The organism is Chitinophaga sp. YR627, assembly GCF_900114995.1.
In the GTDB taxonomy this organism is placed as follows: domain Bacteria; phylum Bacteroidota; class Bacteroidia; order Chitinophagales; family Chitinophagaceae; genus Chitinophaga.
This window is the reverse complement of the sequence record NZ_FOUX01000004.1, coordinates 297,793-317,232: the sequence shown is the minus strand read 5'-3', so window position 1 is coordinate 317,232 and position 19,440 is coordinate 297,793. Positions and strand designations below refer to the sequence as shown.

Sequence of the window (19,440 nt, the reverse complement as noted above, 5' to 3'; positions counted from 1 at the left end):
TTATTCTTTTGAACGCTTTTTAAGGGTCTCATAGCCCGTATTATGTCTGTTACAGCGACTGCCAGGTTGCCGTGCAGGTATTCCTCTATAAACAAATCTTTCTATGCACTATTTACGTGTTCTCTATACAGCTGTCATTATCAGCTTACTTAGCTTTTCATCCGGCTTTGCTAATTTATATAACGGTGACGATGCCAATAACTCCCTCAGCGGAACAGTGACCGATAAAGCTTCTAACAGCCCGTTACCAGGAGCAACCGTTTATCTGCCAGATCTGCATATCGGTGCTTCTGCCAATACACAGGGACAATATGAACTCAAAAACCTGCCAAAAGGTAAATACCTCGTGGAGGTACACTATATCGGCTACGCCGCTTTTACTGAAGTGATTCAGATCGATGGCAGCACCCACAAGGACTTCTCATTATCTGAAACACTGCTGGAAAAAAATGAAGTAGTGATCACAGGTGTTAACCTGGCGACTACCCTGAAAAAGACGCCGACTCCGGTAAGTGTTGTCAGAAAGGAATACCTCGATGCCAATATCTCCACCAATATCGTGGATGCGATCGCTAAATTACCAGGGGTGAGTCAGCTGACTACCGGACCAGCTATCTCCAAACCATTTATCCGTGGTCTGGGTTACAACCGCGTAGTGGTTGTCGGTGATGGTGTACGTCAGGAAGGACAACAATGGGGGGATGAACATGGTATTGAGATCGACGATTACAATGTCAGCAAAGTAGAGGTACTGAAAGGACCTTCTTCACTGGTATATGGTTCTGATGCATTGGCAGGTGTGGTGAATATCGTACCTCCGGGCGCTGTTGCCGCCGGACAGGTAAAAGGGAATGTGGCTGCGAATTATCTGAGCAATAACGGCCAGGTGTCCTATCACGCAGATATCGCAGGTACTACAAAAGGAGGCTTCAGCTGGAGCGCTTTTGGTACCCAGAAATTTGCACATGACTACAAGAATAAATACGATGGCTACGTATTTAACTCCAGGTTTAAGAATATCAACTATGGTGGAAGTCTCGGTCTGAATAAACAATGGGGCTCTTCTATCCTGCGTTTCACTTCCTTTAACCAGGAACTGGGACTGGTAGAAGGTGACCGTAACGAGAACGGTCAGTTCATCAAACCGATCAATAACAATGGTCAGGAAGATGAAGCAGTGGCTACGAATGATGATTTCAAATCTTACAGCATCGGCGTACCTAAACAGAAGATCACCCATAACAAACTGGTGTGGGATAACAATCTTTATCTGCATAATGGTGGCCGTCTGGGACTGACACTGGGTTATCAGTGGAACCGTCGTAAAGAATTAGGTAATGTGCTGGAACCGGATGAGCCGGAACTGTTCCTGAAACTGAACACTTTCAACTATGGTCTGAAGTACTATTTACCGGAAATGAATGGCTGGCAGACAACCATCGGCGTAAATGGTATGCAGCAGAAAAATAATATCGGTGGAGAAGAATACCTGATCCCTGCTTACGACCTGTTTGATGCAGGTGTATTCGCAGTAACCAGCAAGACTTTCGATAAACTGACCCTGAGTGGTGGTCTGCGTTTTGACAATCGTCATATGAATATCAAAGGGCTGCAGTTAAATGATGAAGGTGTGCCTGTTGATAACGGGGGTGAAACGAAGTTCTCTACCTTTGATCGTAACTTCTCCAATGTTTCCGGAAGCGCTGGTATCAGCTATGCCGCCAGTGAGCAGGTAACGCTGAAACTGAATGCTGCCCGTGGTTTCCGTGCACCGAATGTATCAGAACTGGCTGCAAATGGCGTACATGAGGGTACCATCAAATATGAATATGGTAACAGTGATCTGAAACCGGAAGTGAGTACACAGGGTGACCTGGGTGTTGAATTCAACTCACAGCACATCTCACTGACAGCAAGCGTATTCTATAACCACATTAATAACTTCATTTTTGCCCGTAAACTGGTGAGTGTTGCCGGTACGGATTCTATTCCGGTAGCTGATAATGAAGATGGTTATTCCGCTTTTAAATATCAGCAGCATACAGCTAATCTGTATGGCGGTGAATTTATGCTGGATATCCATCCGCATCCGATCGACTGGCTGCATTTCGAGAACACTGTTTCTTACGTACGTACTGCTATTTCAGGAGGTACTGATTCTACGAAATATCTGCCTAATATTCCTGCTGCCCGCTGGATCTCCGAACTGAAAGGCAACTTCAAAAAAGTAGGTGGTGTGATGCAGAATGCATACGTGGGTGTACAGATGGATAGAACATTCGCGCAGAATGATATTTTCTATGCTTATCAGACAGAAACAGCTACACCGGGTTATACTTTATTAAATGCAGGTATAGGTACTGACTTCATTAACAGGAAGAGCAACAAAGTGTTATTCTCTCTGCACCTTGCAGCTAACAACCTGACAGATGTAGCTTACCAGAATCACCTCAGCCGTCTGAAATATGCCGCTGTAAATGAAGTGACTGGCAGAAGCGGTGTGTATAATATGGGTAGGAACTTCAGCGTGAAAGTAGTGGTGCCAATTGATTTCAAATAAAGCTTCTGCCTATACTTATCCTCCGTTAGCGCTGCGTTTTGTACGGAGCACTAACGGAGAATAAGTATAGGCAAAACGAATATAAGAAAGGATTTCAACGATAGACGACAATGAAACTTTAGCGTAAAAATGAAAGGCATCCGCTATCTGGCGGATGCCTTTTGCTATAGCAATATACGTATACTCACGGGCAACTCTGCCTCAGTGCACTGATCAATGCGCGATCGTAATGCAGCTCTACAGGTTTATCCGGATCCACCGTAATATCTTCCAGTTTTTCATTGGCTTTATCCAGTCTTAACCAGGCGACCGTCGATTCATGATCTTTCTCGTTACCAAATAACTGCAGGACCAGTTTACTGTTTTCCTGACGGTCTATCCGCACCCTGATATTCTCCTTTTTTGTCAGATCTGATTTGAAATCTGAGCTCTGGATAATGTCAGTGATCGCTTTATAACATTCGGGCGCGTAGGGGCCGGACTGAGATTTCAGTACTTCAGAACGAGGGGCGCTGCGGGCGGTATCCACAGATTGTGGTTTTGCCGGTGTGTCTGTCTGAGCAGCTATAATAGTTGAGGTATCGGCCTGTTGCTCTGTCTCCTGGGTAGCGGTCGCACAGGAGGACAGTAATACGATGCCACAGATGTACAGTATGTGATTGGTTTGCATGAGCTGTCTTTTGCCGGAGATATAACAAAAGTCGTGCAAATAGAAAGGGTATTAAGAAGAAGGGCTGTCATACCAGCGGTAGACAGCCCTTTCTTTTATTTGTCCGGCAGTTCTGCCGTGCTTTCATCATAGTAAACGAAGAAGTAGAGATAGATGACTCTGCTGATACGCATCAGCCAGGGTTGCAATAATACCAGCAATACCCCATTGATACCCAGCCAGATGAAGACACTGTTATCTTCCCAGGACAGGCCGAAGAAGACCCAGTAGGCAATGATGGTAGCTACCGAAAATGCTACACCCAAAGCATAACTTACATACCCTGTACCAAACCAGAAGCCTGTTTCCAGTTCGTATTTTTGTCCGCAGACAGGACAATGTTCATGCATATCAAACGTCTTTCGAAGGTTAGAATATGCATTTTTCGTCTTAAACATATCTCCTCTGCGGCAGTGCGGGCATTTCATAGTAAGCATGCTCAGGAGATAACTAGGTCGCTTATTGCTCATGGGCGCAAAGATAACTATCTCTCTCCAATCTGTTGTCTCCACATCGCATAATACAGGCCTTTTTCTTCCACCAGTGCACTATGCGTACCTGTTTCCACGATACGGCCTTTTTCCAGTACGTAGATCCTGTCCGCATGCATAATAGTGGATAACCTGTGTGCGATCATCACAGTGATATGTTCACGGGTTGAAGTGATATCACGCACAGTATTAGTGATAGATTCTTCTGTCAGGGAATCCAGTGCAGAAGTAGCTTCGTCAAATACCAGCAGTCGCGGATGACGTAACAAAGCACGGGCGATGGATAAACGTTGCTTTTCACCACCTGAGATCTTCATGCCACCTTCACCTATTACTGAATTCAGCCCATTGTCTGCACGTTCCAGTAAGGTCGTACAGCTGGCGTCCTTCATGACTTTGAGTAATTCTTCGTCAGTAGCACCCGGATTGACAAACAGCAGGTTCTCTTTGATCGTACCGGAGAATAACTGTGTATCCTGGGTCACAAAACCGATCTGGTAACGCAGTTCCTCGATATCTATTTCCCTGCTATCCACACCGTTGTAACCAATAGCGCCTTCCTGTGGAGAATACAATCCTACCAGCAGTTTTACCAGTGTTGTTTTACCGGAGCCGGATGGACCGACAAACGCGATCGTCTCACCTACATTTACGCTGAAATTGATATCGTCCAGTGCTTTATTGTCGGCGGTCAGGTGTTTGAATCCTACATGGTTGAAGGTCAGTGTGTCTATACGATTGATCTTCACCGGATCAGGAGGCGTATCTTCCACAGGCGTCTGCATAATACTTTCAAAGTTCAGCAGTGAAACCTGGGCTTCTCTGTAAGACATGATGATATTACCCAACTCCTGTAAAGGACCGAAAATGAAGAAGGAATACAATTGCAGTGTGAACATCTGTCCGACGGTAACCGTATCCTTGTAGATCAGGAACAGTAAGAGGAACAGGATGCTCTGACGCAGGAAATTGACGAAGGTACCCTGTACAAAACTGATACTGCGGATGCTGCGCACCTTTTTCAGTTCCAGCATCAGGATACGGATGGTGGTAGAGTTCAGTCTGCGGATTTCCTGGTGTGTCAGACCAAGGCTTTTTACCAGTTCGATATTGCGGAGGGATTCCGTAGTGGCGCCTGCCAGCATGGTGGTTTCCTTCACGATCGTTTTCTGGATGGTTTTGATCTTTCTGCTCAGCACATTGATCAACCAGCCAAGTATCAGACTACCGCCGAAATATACGAATACCAGGCTCCAGTGAACGCTGAACGCATATATCATTACGAAAACAACGCCGATCATGGCTACAAATAATACGTTGACAAAGGAAGTGATGAACTTCTCGCTGTCCGTACGTACTTTCTGCAAAACGGCCAGTGTTTCACCGCTACGCTGATCTTCAAACTGCTGGTAAGGCAGTCTCAAAGAGTGACGTAATCCGTCCGTGTAAATACGGGCGCCGAATTTCTGGATAATGACGTTCGTAAAGTAATCCTGGAACGCTTTGGCTATACGGGACACCATGGCAACTCCTACGGAGGCCAGGAGCCATAAAATAACGGCCGCCACATAGTCGGACTGCGTACGTGCTACCCCACCTGCATCGGTATGCGGATGATTCGCAAAAAGGTCTACGATCCGGCCAAAAATATACGGATCCAGCAGGGAGAATACCTGGTTAATGGTTGCTAATAACAAAGCCAGTGCTATCAACCATTTGTAACTTTTTAAATAATATAAGAACAGTTTCATGATACTAAAGACAATCTATGAGTGCAAAGGTACACTAATAATGATGTTGCAACACATTTGAGCGGTGCTGGTAGGAAAAAATAGAGTAACTTAATACTCAGAATCGGTTATAGCTTATCCAGCTACGGCTAAAATCACCAAAACGGCATTTCCACGTCTACTTATCTTATTGTTTACGATCAGCCCGCTCCGGCTGACAATACTTAATTCTTACGTTTATGAAGACCTATGATGAGAAGCACATCAGGAACATTGTATTATTGGGCGCCGCCAAGAGCGGAAAGACGACCCTTTGCGAAACCATGCTGTTCGAAGCTGGTATTATTCCCCGCCGCGGTACTGTAGAAGAAGGAAACACTGTTTCCGACTATCATGACATCGAGCATGAAAGAGGAAGTTCGGTCTATGCCACCTGCCTTCATACGGAATGGCGCGATTACAAGATCAATATTATCGACACTCCCGGACTGGAAGATTTCATCGGAGAGATCATTTCTTCTATCAGGGTCTGTGACACAGCTTTACTGCTCCTGAATGCGCAGCATGGGGTAGAAGTGGGTACGGAACAGATCTGGGATTATGTGGATAAGTACCAGAAACCGACTATTCTGGCCGTCAATCAGCTGGATACGGAGCAGGCCAACTTCTCCCGTACCGTGGAGGAAGCCCGTCGTGTATTCGGGACTGCGGTGACGGTGATGCAGTATCCTGTCAACCAGGGACCAGGGTTTAACAGTGTAATTGACCTCTTGAAAATGACCATGTACCGGTTCCCGGAAAACGGTGGTAAGCCTGAAAAACTGCCTATACCTGACAGTGAGAAAGAACAGGCGGAGCGATTACATAACGAGCTGGTAGAAAAAGCAGCAGAAAACGATGATACGCTGATGGAACAGTATTTTGAGAAGGGCAGTCTGGATGAGGATGAAATGCGGCAGGGATTGAAGATCGGCATGCTGAAACACCACGTATTCCCGGTATTCTGTTTGTCCGCCTTACATAATATGGGCAGCGGACGCCTGATGGGTTTCATCGATAATGTCGCTCCGGCTGCCATCGACATGCCTGCAGAACAGGCGGAAGACGGTAGCCCTATTCCATGTGATCCTTCAGCATCCCCCGTATTGTTTGTGTTTAAAACCCTTCAGGAGCCCCATATAGGGCGCCTTTCGTTTTTTAAGGTACTGGCAGGCGAAATCAAAGCAGGTGTCGAATTATACAGCGAAAAGGGCAATACCGTTGAACGCCTCAATCAGTTGTTCATTACAGATGGCCGTAACCGTCATCCGGCAGAGGTATTACGTGCCGGAGATATCGGCTGTACGCTGAAACTGAAGAATACGCTTACCAACCATACACTGTTAGCGGACAAACAATCCGGTAAGCAGGTGAAACCGATCGAATTCCCTACGCCTAAAGTCAGGGTCGCCATTGAAGCAACCAATAAGGGAGATGACGAGAAACTGAGTGAAGTACTGGCCGAACTGCATATGGAAGATCCTACGCTGGAAATAGAATACAACCGTGAACTGAAACAGGTGATCCTCCATGGACAGGGCGATCTGCATCTTGCGTTAACCAAATGGCGTCTGCTGAATATCTACAAAATGCATGTGGAATTCCTGCCGGCTAAGATCCCTTACCGGGAAACCATCCGTAAGCATGCTGCGGCTACCTATCGTCATAAAAAACAATCTGGCGGCGCTGGTCAGTTTGGAGAGGTGTTTATCACCATTGAGCCTTATTATGATGGTATGCCTGCCTATAAGGAACACCCGGTCAGAGAGACGGAGGAAATTGCCCTGAGCTGGGGCGGTAAACTGGTGTTCAATAACTGCATCGTGGGGGGGGCGATAGAAAACCGTTTTCTACCTTCCGTCCTGAAAGGTGTGATGGAGAAAATGCAGGAAGGTCCGCTGACAGGTTCTTATGTGCGCGATATCCGGGTAAGTGTGTATGATGGTAAGATGCATCCTGTAGACAGTAATGATATTTCTTTTAAAATTGCCGGTATGATGGCATTCCGCGATGCATTCCATCAGGCAGCGCCACAGTTGCTGGAGCCGGTATTTGATATTGATATCACCGTTGCAGATACCATGGCAGGAGATGTAATGAGTGAATTACAAAGCCGCAGAAGTATCATTACCGGTATGGATTCCCTGAATGGTTATCAGGTGATCAAGGCACGTACGCCACAGGCAGAATTAGATAAACTATATGCTGCTTTGCGGAATGTGACACAGGGTAAGGCAAAGATCAAAGCGGTCTTCGCAGAATATGCGCCTGTACCACCGGAATTGCAGAAGAAATTGTCTGAAGAGTATAAGGGCGCAGAACTGGTTGCTTAGAGATACCACACGATTTCGGTTATCTATCTGTAATCGGTCCCTGCATCTAAATACTACGGTTGCCCGCTAAGGCTTGCAATTGGTCCTGCATGTGCTTCCATTGTTATTGTTTAACGTCATGCTGCCACTTTAGAAGCGCTACACTATTTATCCACCAATCCTGTCGATCGAGGCTTCTGCAATGGATCGCCTCTGCCAGGTGTTCTGTTTGAATATGCTCGCTGCCTTCCATGTCAGCCGGGTAATAAGTACTTAAATGTGCCTTCGACAATTGGAGAAAAAATTAGAAACAAGAGATTGGAAACGAAGATGTAACAGAAAGAAGTTGCAGCATTGATTGGCGTATGTGAAGATACCTTGATGTATTGGGAAAACAACCGCTCGAAACCAAACGTCAGGTATTACCCAGCAATTATAAAATTTTTGGAATATTTCCCATTTAAGATTGATACGAGCATTTGGTCTGGAAAGTAAAATTGTTGCGATAGTACAATGGATGGTCTCAATCCGAATTCGCGACCCCAACTCGGTATTTTGATCAACCTTTATCGGGAGATGCCATAGCAGCGGTTTCCTTCTTCTTTGATGCTCTCTTGATCGACCATTCAAAAAGTTCTGATAGTGCCTGATTGAGGCCCAATCCGGTTTCTGTGAGACTGTATTCAACCATTGGAGGAACTACCGGGTAAACCTTTCGCTGGATCAACTCCGCGTCTTCCAGCTTTTTGAGCGTTTGCACCAGCATTTTTGGTGAAACAGGATTGACCTCTCTTAGCAGGTTGCTGGTACGCTTTGGCCCCTGCATTAAAGATAGTAATACAGGAAGAGTCCACTTGTCAGCGAGCAGCATCAGTGCCTCGTGGAGGACACAATCTTTATCAACCACGATCCTCTCATAACCAAGATTTTTGATTTGACTTAAGATTGACAATTTGTTTTCTGCGCCTGATGGTTCCAGCTCCATATTTCACCTTTGGGTAAGTAATACACTAAAAAGTGCCGTATTTCAAATCTATGGCATTCCTGATAGCTTTACCAAAAATACAAGAAATCATGACAGTTATTAAACAAACTCCACTACTGCCAGGCACATTACAATGGACAATTGGGAACAGAAAAGTGACGGTACTCTCAGACAGTCATTTTAATGCGGGAGAAGAATTTTTTACAAAGTTACCGGAAGAAGGTGTTCGATCGTCTTTAATTGAAGCCTTCAGACCTGAAAGCCTAATTCTTACAACCAGTGTTTTCTTGATCGAATCAGAAGAACATGAGCCTGTATTGATCGATACCGGTATGGGCACTAAAATGGCTCCGCACCTGACGGGAAGATTAACAGAGGCATTGGCCTTTATCGGAAAAAAACCAGAAGATATCGGTATCATATTGATAACCCACTTACATGGTGACCACTTCTACGGTCTACTTGATCCGGAAAAAAAGAGAGCATTTCCTAATGCCAAAGTCTGGTTATCTCAAACTGAATACGATTATTGGTTCAATAACCCGCAATTAAGCGAGCAGGAAAAAACCAATACTGAAGATGCCCGCGAGGCATTGGCACCATATGAGATGCTGGTTGATGATGGCAAAGAGATCGTACCGGGAATTACTTCAGTACCACTGCCGGGACACACGATGGGGCAAACAGGTTTTCTTCTAACTACTTCTGAGGAAAAACTACTATTCTGTGCGGATATATTGAATTTGCCTGCTATTCAGCTGATATATCCTGAGGTTGGTTTTGCTACCGATGCTGACCATGACCTGGCTGTAAAAACACGAAGGGATACGTTGAGCAAAGCCGCAGAAGAACGGTTGTTATTGGCCGGTCCCCATTTTGAATTCCCATGTCTGACCTATGTTAAAGTACAAGGTTCTGGTTTTCAATTTGTTCCTAAGCAATATATATAAGCTTTGTAACCGTTGTATTTCAGTGCACACCAGAAATACTGGTGTGCACTTTATGTTTAAAAATCGCAGTATAACAACTGGAATGCACCTGAAGCATGAACCTTTAGCAATACAGTAACGTTCTTAACTAGCGGTCACGTTTTTTCTGTCCGTTTTCAGGGCAGGTGTCGAATTACACAGCGAAAAGGGGCAATACTACCGAACGCCTCAATCAGCTGTTCATTACGGATGGCCGTAACCGTCATCCGGTAGAGATATTACGTGCCGGAGATATTGGCTGTATGCTGAAACTGAAAACTACGCTCACCAATCACACACTGTCAGCCGACAAACAACCCGTTAAGCAGGTGAAACCCATCGAATTCCCGACACCTAAAGTCAGGGTTGCTATTGAGGCGACCAGCAAAAGGGATGACGAGAAAATGAGTGAAGTGCTGGCTGAGTTGTAAATGGAAGATCCTACCGTGGAAATAGAATAACGTCATGCTACCACTTTAGAAGCGCTACACTATTTATCCCACCAATCCTGCCGATCGAGGCTTCTGCAATGGATCGCCTCTGCCAGGTGCTCTGTTTGAATATGCTCGCTCCCTTCCAGGTCAGCCGCTGTACGGCTTACTTTGAGAATGCGATCATATGCCCGTGCCGACAACTTGAGTTTTTGCATTGCATTCTTCAGAAGGTCTTCACCTTCGCTATTCAGGCGACAGACTTTTCTCAGCAGCTGACTGTTCATCTGTGCATTGCAGTAAATACCCCTGTAGCCGTTAAACCGGGCTGTTTGTATTTCTCTTGCCATTATTACACGTTCCCTGATATCCTTGCTGGACTCCCCATAGGTGTGGTCCAGCAGGGATTCAACCGGAACGGGCGTAACTTCTATGTGCAGGTCTATTCTGTCCATTAAAGGGCCTGATACCCTGTTCAGATAGCGTTGTACAGATCCCGGCAGACAGGTACACGCTTTTACCGGATGATTGAAGAAGCCACAGGGGCATGGATTCATAGATGCCAGCAAGGTAAAGCTGGCTGGGAATTCTACGGATAATTTTGCACGGGCAATAGAAACTCTTCTTTCTTCCAGTGGCTGCCGCATGACTTCCAGTGCCTGTCTGCTGAACTCAGGCAGTTCATCCAGGAATAATATCCCGTTATGTGCCAGAGATATTTCTCCAGGCTGAGGGATGCTACCACCACCGATCAGCGCAGTATGGCTGATGGTATGATGTGGTGAGCGGAAAGGTCTTTGCGTAACAAGCGAAGTGTCGGCTGGTAATTTTCCTGCAACAGAATGTATTTTAGTGGTTTCAAGCGCTTCATGCAGACTAAGTGGCGGCAGTATGGTCGAAAGGCGTCTGGCCAGCATTGTTTTTCCTGCGCCGGGAGGCCCTATGAGCAGCGCATTGTGTCCGCCGGCTGCTGCTACTTCCAGCGCACGTTTGATCGTATATTGTCCTTTTACATCATTGAAATCAACATCAAACTGATGATTTGCATTGGCGAATTCAGCCCTGGTATCTACATATACAGGTTGCAGCGTAGATGGCGCCAGTAAGAAGTCGATCACTTCCCGCAAATGTGTAACGCCATATACTTCCAGGTTATTCACCATGGCAGCTTCTCTTGCATTGGATGCCGGTACGATCAGTCCTTTGAAACCTTCCTTACGCGCCTGAATGGCAATAGGTAAAGCGCCGCGTATGGGTTGTACAGTACCGTCCAGGGAGAGCTCGCCCATGATAGTGAATTGTGATAATGCAGTGCTGTCTATCTGTTCGGAAGCAGCGAGTAATCCCAGGGCGATAGGAAGATCGTAGGCGGAACCAGCTTTGCGTATATTGGCAGGCGCCATGTTGACTACCGTCCGGAAACGTGGAAAGCGGAAGCCGATATTTGTAATAGCGGATTCGATACGTTGTTCGCTTTCTTTGACGGCGCTGTCAGGTAAACCAACGATGTGGAACTGTGTACCTTTGGGAGATACGTCCACTTCAATAACAATGGAAATGGCTTCTACGCCTTGTACGGCGCTGCCGATGGTTTTAACAATCATGGATGAAAAATGATAGTGTGAATAACGAGGCGAATGTAAGGTGAGGTGATTGTTTTTCGCTTGTTCATTTCTGTTCTTTTTGTATTAATTTGTTCAGCATTGTTGGCTGTCATAAAATATTTGGGGGAATAGTCGTCTGGCACATTCACCGGAGGAGACGATTAAAATATAACATGAGAATATTTTTCTTTATTACATTTCTTACTTCGCTGGCATTACATGCGAAATGCCAGACACTCAGGCAAATAAAGGTTTCAAAAGAGGAACGGGATCAGGGTGCTTTCAGGAAATTTCATTGGTCTGACGCGGGTGGATACGGATATGTCGGCCTGTTATTAATGAACGATGGTACATTTTCCTACAGTACCGGCATATGTTTTTCCCATAGGCATTGCACTGGTAATTGGACTTTATCAAGGGGGATTTTAACATTGAAAAGTACTTTACAGAAAAACAATATCCCTGTGATATTAAGTGCGGAAGAAGGACGGCATTTCGCCAATGGTTCAGTGATTGCTCTCGTGGAAAATCAGGAAAAGAAATTACTGCAGGATGTTATTATCTCAGTAAATGAAGATAGCATCAAGTGTCTTCCAGCGATGGAGATGTACAACGAAAAAATTGGAAAGATACACCGTGTGAAGGTAGGTTTTGAAAATGGTATGTCATCGGAATGGATCAGTATTCCTAATGGTCAGCAATGCATTGCACTGACTGTTTTGAATAATGATGATATCAGTAATTATTTCATTCTGGATAATCAGCGATTCCGCTGGAAAGGAAAATACCTGATACCGCAACAATAATTATTGCAATAGATATTAAACACAAGATCCGCCAGAAGTTTTACATTCCGGCGGCTCTTGTGTTTAATATACATAACGATTGCAGACTTATTTTATCTGACTCAAAAGGTCCAGTACCTTTTCCCTCTTCAATATCAGATACCCGATCTTCTCTTTCGCCACTCCATCTTTCAGCTGATAAGTAAAATACAGATTGTCATCTATCACCTGTGACTCAAAATACTTAAATCGTATATTCTCCGCTGTTTGTAATTCATCAGCGATCTCATACAAATGCGTAGATAAGATAAACAGACAATTCGTACTCTTCAGCAATCCATTCACTACCGCCAGTGAACAATTCTTCGCATCTTCCACATTCGTTCCCTTGAACATCTCATCGATCAGCACCAGCCATTTTTTGCTATCGTTGATTTTGATGATAGTGTTTTTAATACGCTGTACTTCGTTGAAGAAATAGCTTTCTCCTTTGAAGATATTATCCTGCACCTGGATGTTACTGAAAATACCATTAAAGAAGCTCAGTTTCATGCTCTTTGCTGGTACGCCCATACCAATATGCGCCAGGAATACTGCAACGCCCACCGCTTTGATAAAGGTTGTTTTACCCGCCATGTTTGCACCTGTGAGGAACAGGAAGTGTGACTGTGGCTTCATGGTGATATCATACGCTACCGGTTTGGGCAGAATGATATGATACAGGCCGTCCAGTTGTACAAATGGATGAGGTGTATCTTCAAAAGTGGGGAACTGTAAATTGAAATGTCTTACCGCTTTCGCCATCGCATAATAAGCATCCAGTTTGCGGTAAATATCCAGCAATTCGGAAATATGCTTACGCTGTTTCTTACGGATGTAGTGGTCATGACGCAGGATATTTACAAAGGAAACAGGACCTGCTTCACTGGCCGCAATAATGTCATTGAATTCAGGCTGATAGAGTAAGGTATGTGCCCTGTCCAGCAACAGTTTCAGTATCTTAGGCGTCTGCTCGCTATTGAAATTCTTTTCCAGCTGACGGAAACCTTTCAGCAGATTAAGCAGCTGGGTGAAAGAGAATTTAATAAAGCTATAGTCCGGAGAAAAGATGGTTTTTGTTAACAGGGAGCTTACCATCAAACCTATACCTGAAGGATTGGAGATCGGTTCGATCTGTGCTTCCAGGTAGTTCTCCATCACCACGATCGTACCGTTGCTGATGATATCAGCCGGCCAGCTGTCTTCCTGTTGGAGAATGAACTGTAATGTGTGCTGTCTGTCTTCGATGGACGCAATATCTTTCAGCGGCGTACTATACAGATGCCGTAAGTAATCCCTTCCACCTGTGGTCGTGGTAAAGTCCAGTTTATGAAACAACGAATACTCTTCGTCACGGTTAAAGATAGAGAGATCATAGTAGGTGGTTTTGTCCAGTTCCATGCACAGGTATTTTTAGTGAATATACGTATAATCGAAAGAAACGTTCGTATCATGCGCGCATCGTTCCGATTAATATCAGAGATGCAGAACATGCGTATTTCCATAAATATAAAGGCAATAAAAGGGAATGCTCCTATCTGTCAGCAGATAAGAGCATTTCCTTTTTTATGTTGCGCAGCACTAGCGACTGAACTGTAATCTTTGTCCTGTTACTGATTCGTTGAACTGACCGTTCTCATACGCCAGGTGGCCACTTACAAATGTATGGGTCACAGCTGCCGGGAAGGTATGTTCTTCAAACGGGGACCAGCCACATTTGTAGTAGACGTTCTTTTTATCTACCATGGTTGCCTGTTGCAGATCTACGATCACACAGTCAGCATGGTAGCCTTCACGCAGATAACCTCTTTCCTTGATCTGGAAACAGATAGCCGGTGCGTGACACATCTTTTCCACTAGTTTTTCCAGGGTGATATTGCCCAGGGAAACATGTTCCAGCATCAGCAGTAAGCTATGTTGTACCAATGGTACGCCTGATGGCGCCTGCAGATAAGGCTGGTGTTTTTCTTCCCAGGTATGAGGCGCGTGGTCGGTCGCAATGATATCCAGTCTGTCGTCCAGCAGTCCTTTCCAGAGTGCCTGTTTATTGTGTACGGCTTTGATAGCAGGATTACATTTGATCAGGTTGCCGTATTTGGCATAATCATCAGCGGAGAAGTGCAGGTGATGTACACATACTTCTGACGTGATACGTTTTTCTGCCAGTGGCAGCATATTGCTGAACAGCTGTAATTCACGCTCGGTGGTGATATGCAGGATATGCAGTCTTGAGTTGAATTTTTTAGCAAACTGGATCGCTGTCAGGGAAGATTCAAAACAGGCTTCCTCATTACGGATGATAGGGTGATATTCTGCGGTGAGATTCTCAGCACCTATTTCCTGTTTGTATTTCTCCATGTTGGCTTTCACGATCTTCTCGTCTTCACAGTGCGTTGCGATCAGCAGTTCACTACCGGAGAAGATGCGTTCCAGGGTGATGTAGTTGTCTACGAGCATGTTGCCGGTAGAAGAACCCATGAATATTTTAACACCACAGATGTCATTCTTCCGCTCGTTGGTTCTCAGTACTTCATCTACGTTATCATTGGAAACGCCCATGAAGAAAGAGTAGTTCGCCAGGGAATGCTGTGCGGCTATTTTGTATTTATCTTCCAGTATGTCCTGTGTAAGTGCAGCCGGATTGGTATTCGGCATTTCCATGAAAGTGGTGGTACCACCGGCAACAGCCGCGCGTGCTTCCGTATAGATGGTTGCTTTGTGCGTAAGACCTGGTTCGCGGAAATGTACCTGGTCATCGATCACACCGGGCAGGAGGTGTTTACCTTCGCCGTTGATCTCGGTATACTGACCGCTGACAGTGATCTGCGGAGCTATCTTAGCGATACGTCCATCCTGTATATACACGTCCTGAACAGTGGTGGTCCCTTCGTTGACCACTGATATATTGCGGATTAAGTAGTTTTGCATGCCGCAAAGATAGGAGAAATCAACCTTCCAGGTGAATGGAGAATACGATCATATGTGACTGTAGTTTATCAATCACATTGGAGTAGCGCAGGTGTTCATCTTTTACGTGTACATTGCCTATACCATTGCTGATCTTAAACTCCGGAGAGAAGATAAAGCTGGGGAAATAAAACTCGAATCCTGCTCCGAATTCATACCCGAAATCGCTTTTTCTGATCTTCACCAGGTCTTCTGCACGACGGGTGCGGGCATTGGAGGCCAGGTCATAATCATACTTCAGGCCACCGATCGTATACACGCGCATGTTGCCGATACGATCAGATTTGAATTTTACCTGTAGCGGAAAGCTGAGCAGAATGGATTCAATGTTTTTGGTCGTTTCCCGTTGCGGGTAATTTTCTTTATAGTAGAGATTCTTGGAGGCGAATAATAACTGCGGATTAAAGCGAAGGTCAAAGTTTTCGCTCAGACGCAGGTTACCCAGCAGACCCAGATTGAATCCGAAGGTCTTCAGAGGTTCAGCAACCATGATGGAATCCTGTTTTAGGAAGATCTCATCCTGGAGCAGTTTAAAATTGGAGTTATTGCCGGCCAGTGTGATACCGAAGTAATAGGGCTTGGCATCATGTTCTTCCATGTTCATGACGGTCTGCGCTTTCACGCCGGCCATATTCCATAGGATAATCAGAAGTACTAGCGGGACGCGCAATAAATAGAGCTGATGCCGAATGTGAGTTTTTTGCATGTTACTGCCTGGAAACCGGTATTAGTTAAAATATTACACATTTCCTGACCTTGTGGAAACGCCTTCACAGATGCTGGCAGATATGTATATGCAGCCTGACTCTTAGCGATCCATTTTCCGATCAATGGTGTAATATAACGAAAATATAAATTATATAATTGTTTAATAGGGAAAACTGTTGGATTAGAAAATTCCAGTATCACCAGTTTTCCGCCCGGTTTAAGTACACGCAACATTTCCGACAGTCCCTTTTCCAGATGCTCAAAGTTGCGTACACCGTATGCTACCGTTATTGCATCAAACGCCTGATCAGGAAAACTTATTGTCTCACTGTCGCCCAGCTGTAAGGTAATTTTATCGTTCAGACCGAGTTTATTGATCTTCTCACGGCCGTGGGAGAGCATTCCTTCAGAAATATCAATGCCGGTGATAGAATCGGGACGCAGCATTTTATTGGCCATGATGGCAAAGTCCCCTGTACCTGTCGCCACATCCAGCATCTTTTTCGGCTGTAAAGCTTTCAGCTGTTTTAAAGCCTTTTTACGCCATTGAATATCAATGCCTAAAGACATAAAATGGTTGAGAAAGTCATAGCGGTGTGCGATGTCGTTGAACATGGTCGCTACCTGTTCTTTCTTGCTGAGTTCTGATGTGGCAAATGGTACAATCTTCTTATCTGACATAGGGCGCAAAGTTAGGAGAAAATAGGTAGAAACAGAGAAATGCGGGCAATAACTAAATTTTCATGAACTTTGTGCTAAACCTCAATGATCTGACGGTCATTGAATATCGATTGAACTATTATGATCATCAAAAGCGCAGAATATCTTATCAGTAATGTTGACTGGCAGAAATGTCCCACTCCGAACCTCCCGGAATATGCCTTTATTGGCCGTTCCAACGTGGGCAAATCTTCCCTGATCAATATGCTGGCAAACAATGAAAAGCTGGCCAAAACATCCGGCACACCTGGTAAAACCCAGCTGATCAACCATTTTCTCATCAATCAGGCCTGGTACCTGGTCGATCTGCCGGGTTATGGTTTTGCAAAGGTGAGCCAGTCTCAGCGCAGATCATGGGAGCAGATGATCGAAAACTACCTCCGTAAGCGTGAAAACCTGGTAAATATATTTGTACTGATAGATAGCCGTCATACGCCGCAGAAGCTGGATATTGAGTTTGTGAACCAGTTGGGCGAATGGCAGATCCCTTTTGCGTTGGTATTTACCAAGGCGGATAAGAGCACTCAGGCAGAAACCAGCCGTAATATCAAGGCGTTTCTGAATAAGTTGCGGGAAACATGGGAATTCCTGCCGGCTCACTTCGTAACCAGCACAGTGAAGAAGATGGGCAGGGACGCCATCCTGTCATTTATTGACGAAAATAATGTGCAGTACAAGACGATTGCATAACCTGAGTCGTCTCCGCTCAGGGCCTTACTCTTACATATATCTGACCTACATGTACACTGGAGTGTACAGATAACAGGGATAATGTGTCATTGCCTGTAATGGTGCAGCTGAAGATCTTTGGATTCCAGGGATCGCTGTCTGCTACCAGGTAGGGCTGGTGATCGCTTTTCAGCGCCATCAGGAAAGTTTCCCGGGAAATCAGGCTGTCGCGTTTATAACGCAACATGTTGTTGCCATCAAATTTGAGGATGGTAAGATTGCTGCTGTCTTCTTTGATCTGAGTTGCTCCGCTGGCCGCTTTTGAATAAAGCAATCTCCAGCTGCCCTGTAATTTCTGGGAGGAGTTCTCTGAAATAGTTTCTTTTTTGCACGCGGAATTGGCAAGCACGAATACTAGCAGTAGTATGACAGTTGTGTAGGTACGCATGTGGACAGGTATTCAATAATATATTGACTATAAATTAGGGAAAAAAATCGAGAAACCAGCACATTAGGGGGAAAATTCCCTGTTGGAGGCGGCGGGCGCATCCAGCAAGCGTGGAATAAAAGATAACTGCCTGATAGCTTAATTCACTACCTTATCGGCACAACAGCTGCTCGCAAAAGCATCCGGTTTAGCCTTAAAGGCAAATCCCATTCCCAGTATATAACCCATTGCTTCACGCAGCGCCAGGTTACTCTTGAACTGAGGATTGGTGTTGATGTCAGCATGCACCTCCATGTCTACATCATAATCCGTAAACATGTCACACAGCTCGTAGGCAATTTCGATGCTCTTCGCCACTTCAATGAGCATACGCTCTTTGATGGAGTAAGCATCGCGTGTTTTTTCATTGTGGATAAACATGAAACCTCCATGCCCTTCACGCAGAAAAACGATCACAGTAGCAAATTCTGTCTCCAGACCTTTTACCTGTGAATCGGTACCTATGCATACTTTTAGGTGAAAGCCCTTGCCGGTCTCCCGGATAATTGCCTGGCGCACTTCTTCCTTAATGGGCAGCTGAATCGGTTCGCCGTTGAATCTTCTCCATTTCATGATAATATATATGATTAGAGTGAATAGGCGTGGTCGTTAAAACAATACAATAGCTGGTCTGTCGTATTAAATCCTTGCTGGCGGGGGAACTTATTGTATAAGTAATTTACAAAAAATAACTCATGATTCAGGTAGCAGTCAGGGGGAATTAATAGGATTTAGCAGCAGGGAAATGGGGGAAACAGGGAGAAAGCGGCTGTCAGAGAGGAGGAGGAGGGCGGGAGGAAAGAGTTGAAGGCCATCGGTGACAGCCTTCAACCGCTGTAAGTTTACCCTGAATTAATATTGACCGGTGCTCAATAATACGAGCGTACACGCTTCAACAGGCTCTATGCCCTTGCTGGTAGCCAGTGTGGCCAGTTCGTCATTCTCGGTGCCCGGATTGAAAATAATACGTTTGGGATGCAGCTGCAGGATGTAATCGTAGTATTCCCGCTGCAGCACAGGATTCATATATAAGGTAACGGTATCCACATCAGGTACTGCAGGGTGTTCTTTCGTAACAGGCGTTGCGCCTATCAAAGCTTCCCTTTTTCCGATTGCCACCACTGGATGCCCCTTTGCTGTCAGTCTGGATACTGCCAGGTAACTATATCTTTCCGGATTCGGAGAGGCGCCTAATACAACCGTAAGTTTCTTGTCGCTCATAGTATTAAGATTTAA

General features: G+C 45.2%; 18 protein-coding genes. 6 read left to right on the top strand and 12 right to left on the bottom strand.

What is annotated here, in order from left to right:
• Positions 1-103 precede the first annotated feature (103 nt).
• On the top strand, positions 104-2,560 hold the full coding sequence (locus BMZ72_RS21875; RefSeq protein ID WP_089811843.1) for a TonB-dependent receptor: 2,457 nt from the start codon (positions 104-106) through the stop codon (positions 2,558-2,560).
• 184 nt (positions 2,561-2,744) lie between these two features.
• On the opposite strand, the gene BMZ72_RS21870 is transcribed toward BMZ72_RS21875, so the two are convergent.
• The 3 genes from BMZ72_RS21870 to BMZ72_RS21860 form a co-directional block, all read right to left on the bottom strand.
• Positions 2,745-3,230 (bottom strand): hypothetical protein, encoded by a 486-nt coding sequence (locus tag BMZ72_RS21870; RefSeq protein WP_089811842.1) that lies wholly within the window; start codon positions 3,228-3,230, stop codon positions 2,745-2,747.
• A gap of 95 nt (positions 3,231-3,325) precedes the next feature.
• Positions 3,326-3,619: a DUF983 domain-containing protein gene (locus tag BMZ72_RS21865; RefSeq protein ID WP_255373263.1), complete on the bottom strand. Its 294-nt coding sequence runs from the start codon at positions 3,617-3,619 to the stop codon at positions 3,326-3,328.
• Positions 3,620-3,753: 134 nt separating this feature from the next.
• Positions 3,754-5,511 carry an ABC transporter ATP-binding protein gene (locus BMZ72_RS21860; RefSeq protein WP_089811840.1) on the bottom strand — a complete coding sequence of 586 codons (1,758 nt, stop codon included), beginning with the start codon at positions 5,509-5,511 and terminating at the stop codon, positions 3,754-3,756.
• A 218-nt stretch (positions 5,512-5,729) separates the two neighbouring features.
• On the opposite strand from BMZ72_RS21860, the gene BMZ72_RS21855 reads away from it, so the two are divergent.
• Positions 5,730-7,862, top strand: a complete 2,133-nt coding sequence (locus tag BMZ72_RS21855) for an elongation factor G (protein WP_089811839.1) — start codon at positions 5,730-5,732, stop codon at positions 7,860-7,862.
• Between the two features lie 538 nt (positions 7,863-8,400).
• On the opposite strand, the gene BMZ72_RS21850 is transcribed toward BMZ72_RS21855, so the two are convergent.
• Positions 8,401-8,826 (bottom strand): winged helix-turn-helix transcriptional regulator, encoded by a 426-nt coding sequence (locus BMZ72_RS21850; RefSeq protein WP_089811838.1) that lies wholly within the window; start codon positions 8,824-8,826, stop codon positions 8,401-8,403.
• Between the two features lie 50 nt (positions 8,827-8,876).
• On the opposite strand from BMZ72_RS21850, the gene BMZ72_RS21845 reads away from it, so the two are divergent.
• Positions 8,877-9,776, top strand: a complete 900-nt coding sequence (locus BMZ72_RS21845; RefSeq protein ID WP_089811837.1) for an MBL fold metallo-hydrolase — start codon at positions 8,877-8,879, stop codon at positions 9,774-9,776.
• Between the two features lie 164 nt (positions 9,777-9,940).
• Positions 9,941-10,225: a hypothetical protein gene (locus BMZ72_RS21840; RefSeq protein ID WP_089811836.1), complete on the top strand. Its 285-nt coding sequence runs from the start codon at positions 9,941-9,943 to the stop codon at positions 10,223-10,225.
• 59 nt (positions 10,226-10,284) lie between these two features.
• On the opposite strand, the gene BMZ72_RS21835 is transcribed toward BMZ72_RS21840, so the two are convergent.
• Positions 10,285-11,829, bottom strand: coding sequence for a YifB family Mg chelatase-like AAA ATPase (locus tag BMZ72_RS21835; RefSeq protein WP_089811835.1), 1,545 nt, complete (start codon positions 11,827-11,829; stop codon positions 10,285-10,287).
• Between the two features lie 431 nt (positions 11,830-12,260).
• On the opposite strand from BMZ72_RS21835, the gene BMZ72_RS36385 reads away from it, so the two are divergent.
• Entirely contained in the window at positions 12,261-12,635 is a 375-nt protein-coding gene (locus tag BMZ72_RS36385) for a hypothetical protein (protein WP_143087744.1), read from the top strand.
• Between the two features lie 87 nt (positions 12,636-12,722).
• On the opposite strand, the gene BMZ72_RS21825 is transcribed toward BMZ72_RS36385, so the two are convergent.
• The 4 genes from BMZ72_RS21825 to ubiE form a co-directional block, all read right to left on the bottom strand.
• Positions 12,723-14,054, bottom strand: coding sequence for a MutS-related protein (locus BMZ72_RS21825; protein ID WP_089811833.1), 1,332 nt, complete (start codon positions 14,052-14,054; stop codon positions 12,723-12,725).
• Positions 14,055-14,234: 180 nt separating this feature from the next.
• The gene (locus BMZ72_RS21820) at positions 14,235-15,581 is read right to left on the bottom strand and encodes a dihydroorotase (RefSeq protein WP_089811832.1); all 1,347 of its coding nucleotides are present in this window, start codon (positions 15,579-15,581) and stop codon (positions 14,235-14,237) included.
• 19 nt (positions 15,582-15,600) lie between these two features.
• Positions 15,601-16,251, bottom strand: coding sequence for a type IX secretion/gliding motility protein PorT/SprT (locus tag BMZ72_RS21815; RefSeq protein ID WP_089811831.1), 651 nt, complete (start codon positions 16,249-16,251; stop codon positions 15,601-15,603).
• A 23-nt stretch (positions 16,252-16,274) separates the two neighbouring features.
• Positions 16,275-17,009, bottom strand: a complete 735-nt coding sequence (gene ubiE / locus BMZ72_RS21810) for a bifunctional demethylmenaquinone methyltransferase/2-methoxy-6-polyprenyl-1,4-benzoquinol methylase UbiE (protein ID WP_089811830.1) — start codon at positions 17,007-17,009, stop codon at positions 16,275-16,277.
• A 120-nt stretch (positions 17,010-17,129) separates the two neighbouring features.
• Here ubiE and yihA point away from each other — a divergent pair, with 120 nt between their 5' ends.
• Positions 17,130-17,738, top strand: a complete 609-nt coding sequence (gene yihA, locus BMZ72_RS21805) for a ribosome biogenesis GTP-binding protein YihA/YsxC (RefSeq protein ID WP_089811829.1) — start codon at positions 17,130-17,132, stop codon at positions 17,736-17,738.
• Positions 17,739-17,754: 16 nt separating this feature from the next.
• Here the strand turns inward: yihA and BMZ72_RS21800 are convergent, their stop codons facing one another.
• From BMZ72_RS21800 to BMZ72_RS21790, 3 genes are all read right to left on the bottom strand, one after another.
• Entirely contained in the window at positions 17,755-18,165 is a 411-nt protein-coding gene (locus BMZ72_RS21800; protein ID WP_089811828.1) for a hypothetical protein, read from the bottom strand.
• Positions 18,166-18,303: 138 nt separating this feature from the next.
• Complete coding sequence (locus BMZ72_RS21795; protein WP_089811827.1) at positions 18,304-18,777, bottom strand: ribonuclease H-like YkuK family protein; 474 nt, start codon at positions 18,775-18,777, stop codon at positions 18,304-18,306.
• 279 nt (positions 18,778-19,056) lie between these two features.
• Positions 19,057-19,425 carry a CoA-binding protein gene (locus BMZ72_RS21790; RefSeq protein WP_089811826.1) on the bottom strand — a complete coding sequence of 123 codons (369 nt, stop codon included), beginning with the start codon at positions 19,423-19,425 and terminating at the stop codon, positions 19,057-19,059.
• Positions 19,426-19,440 lie beyond the last annotated feature (15 nt).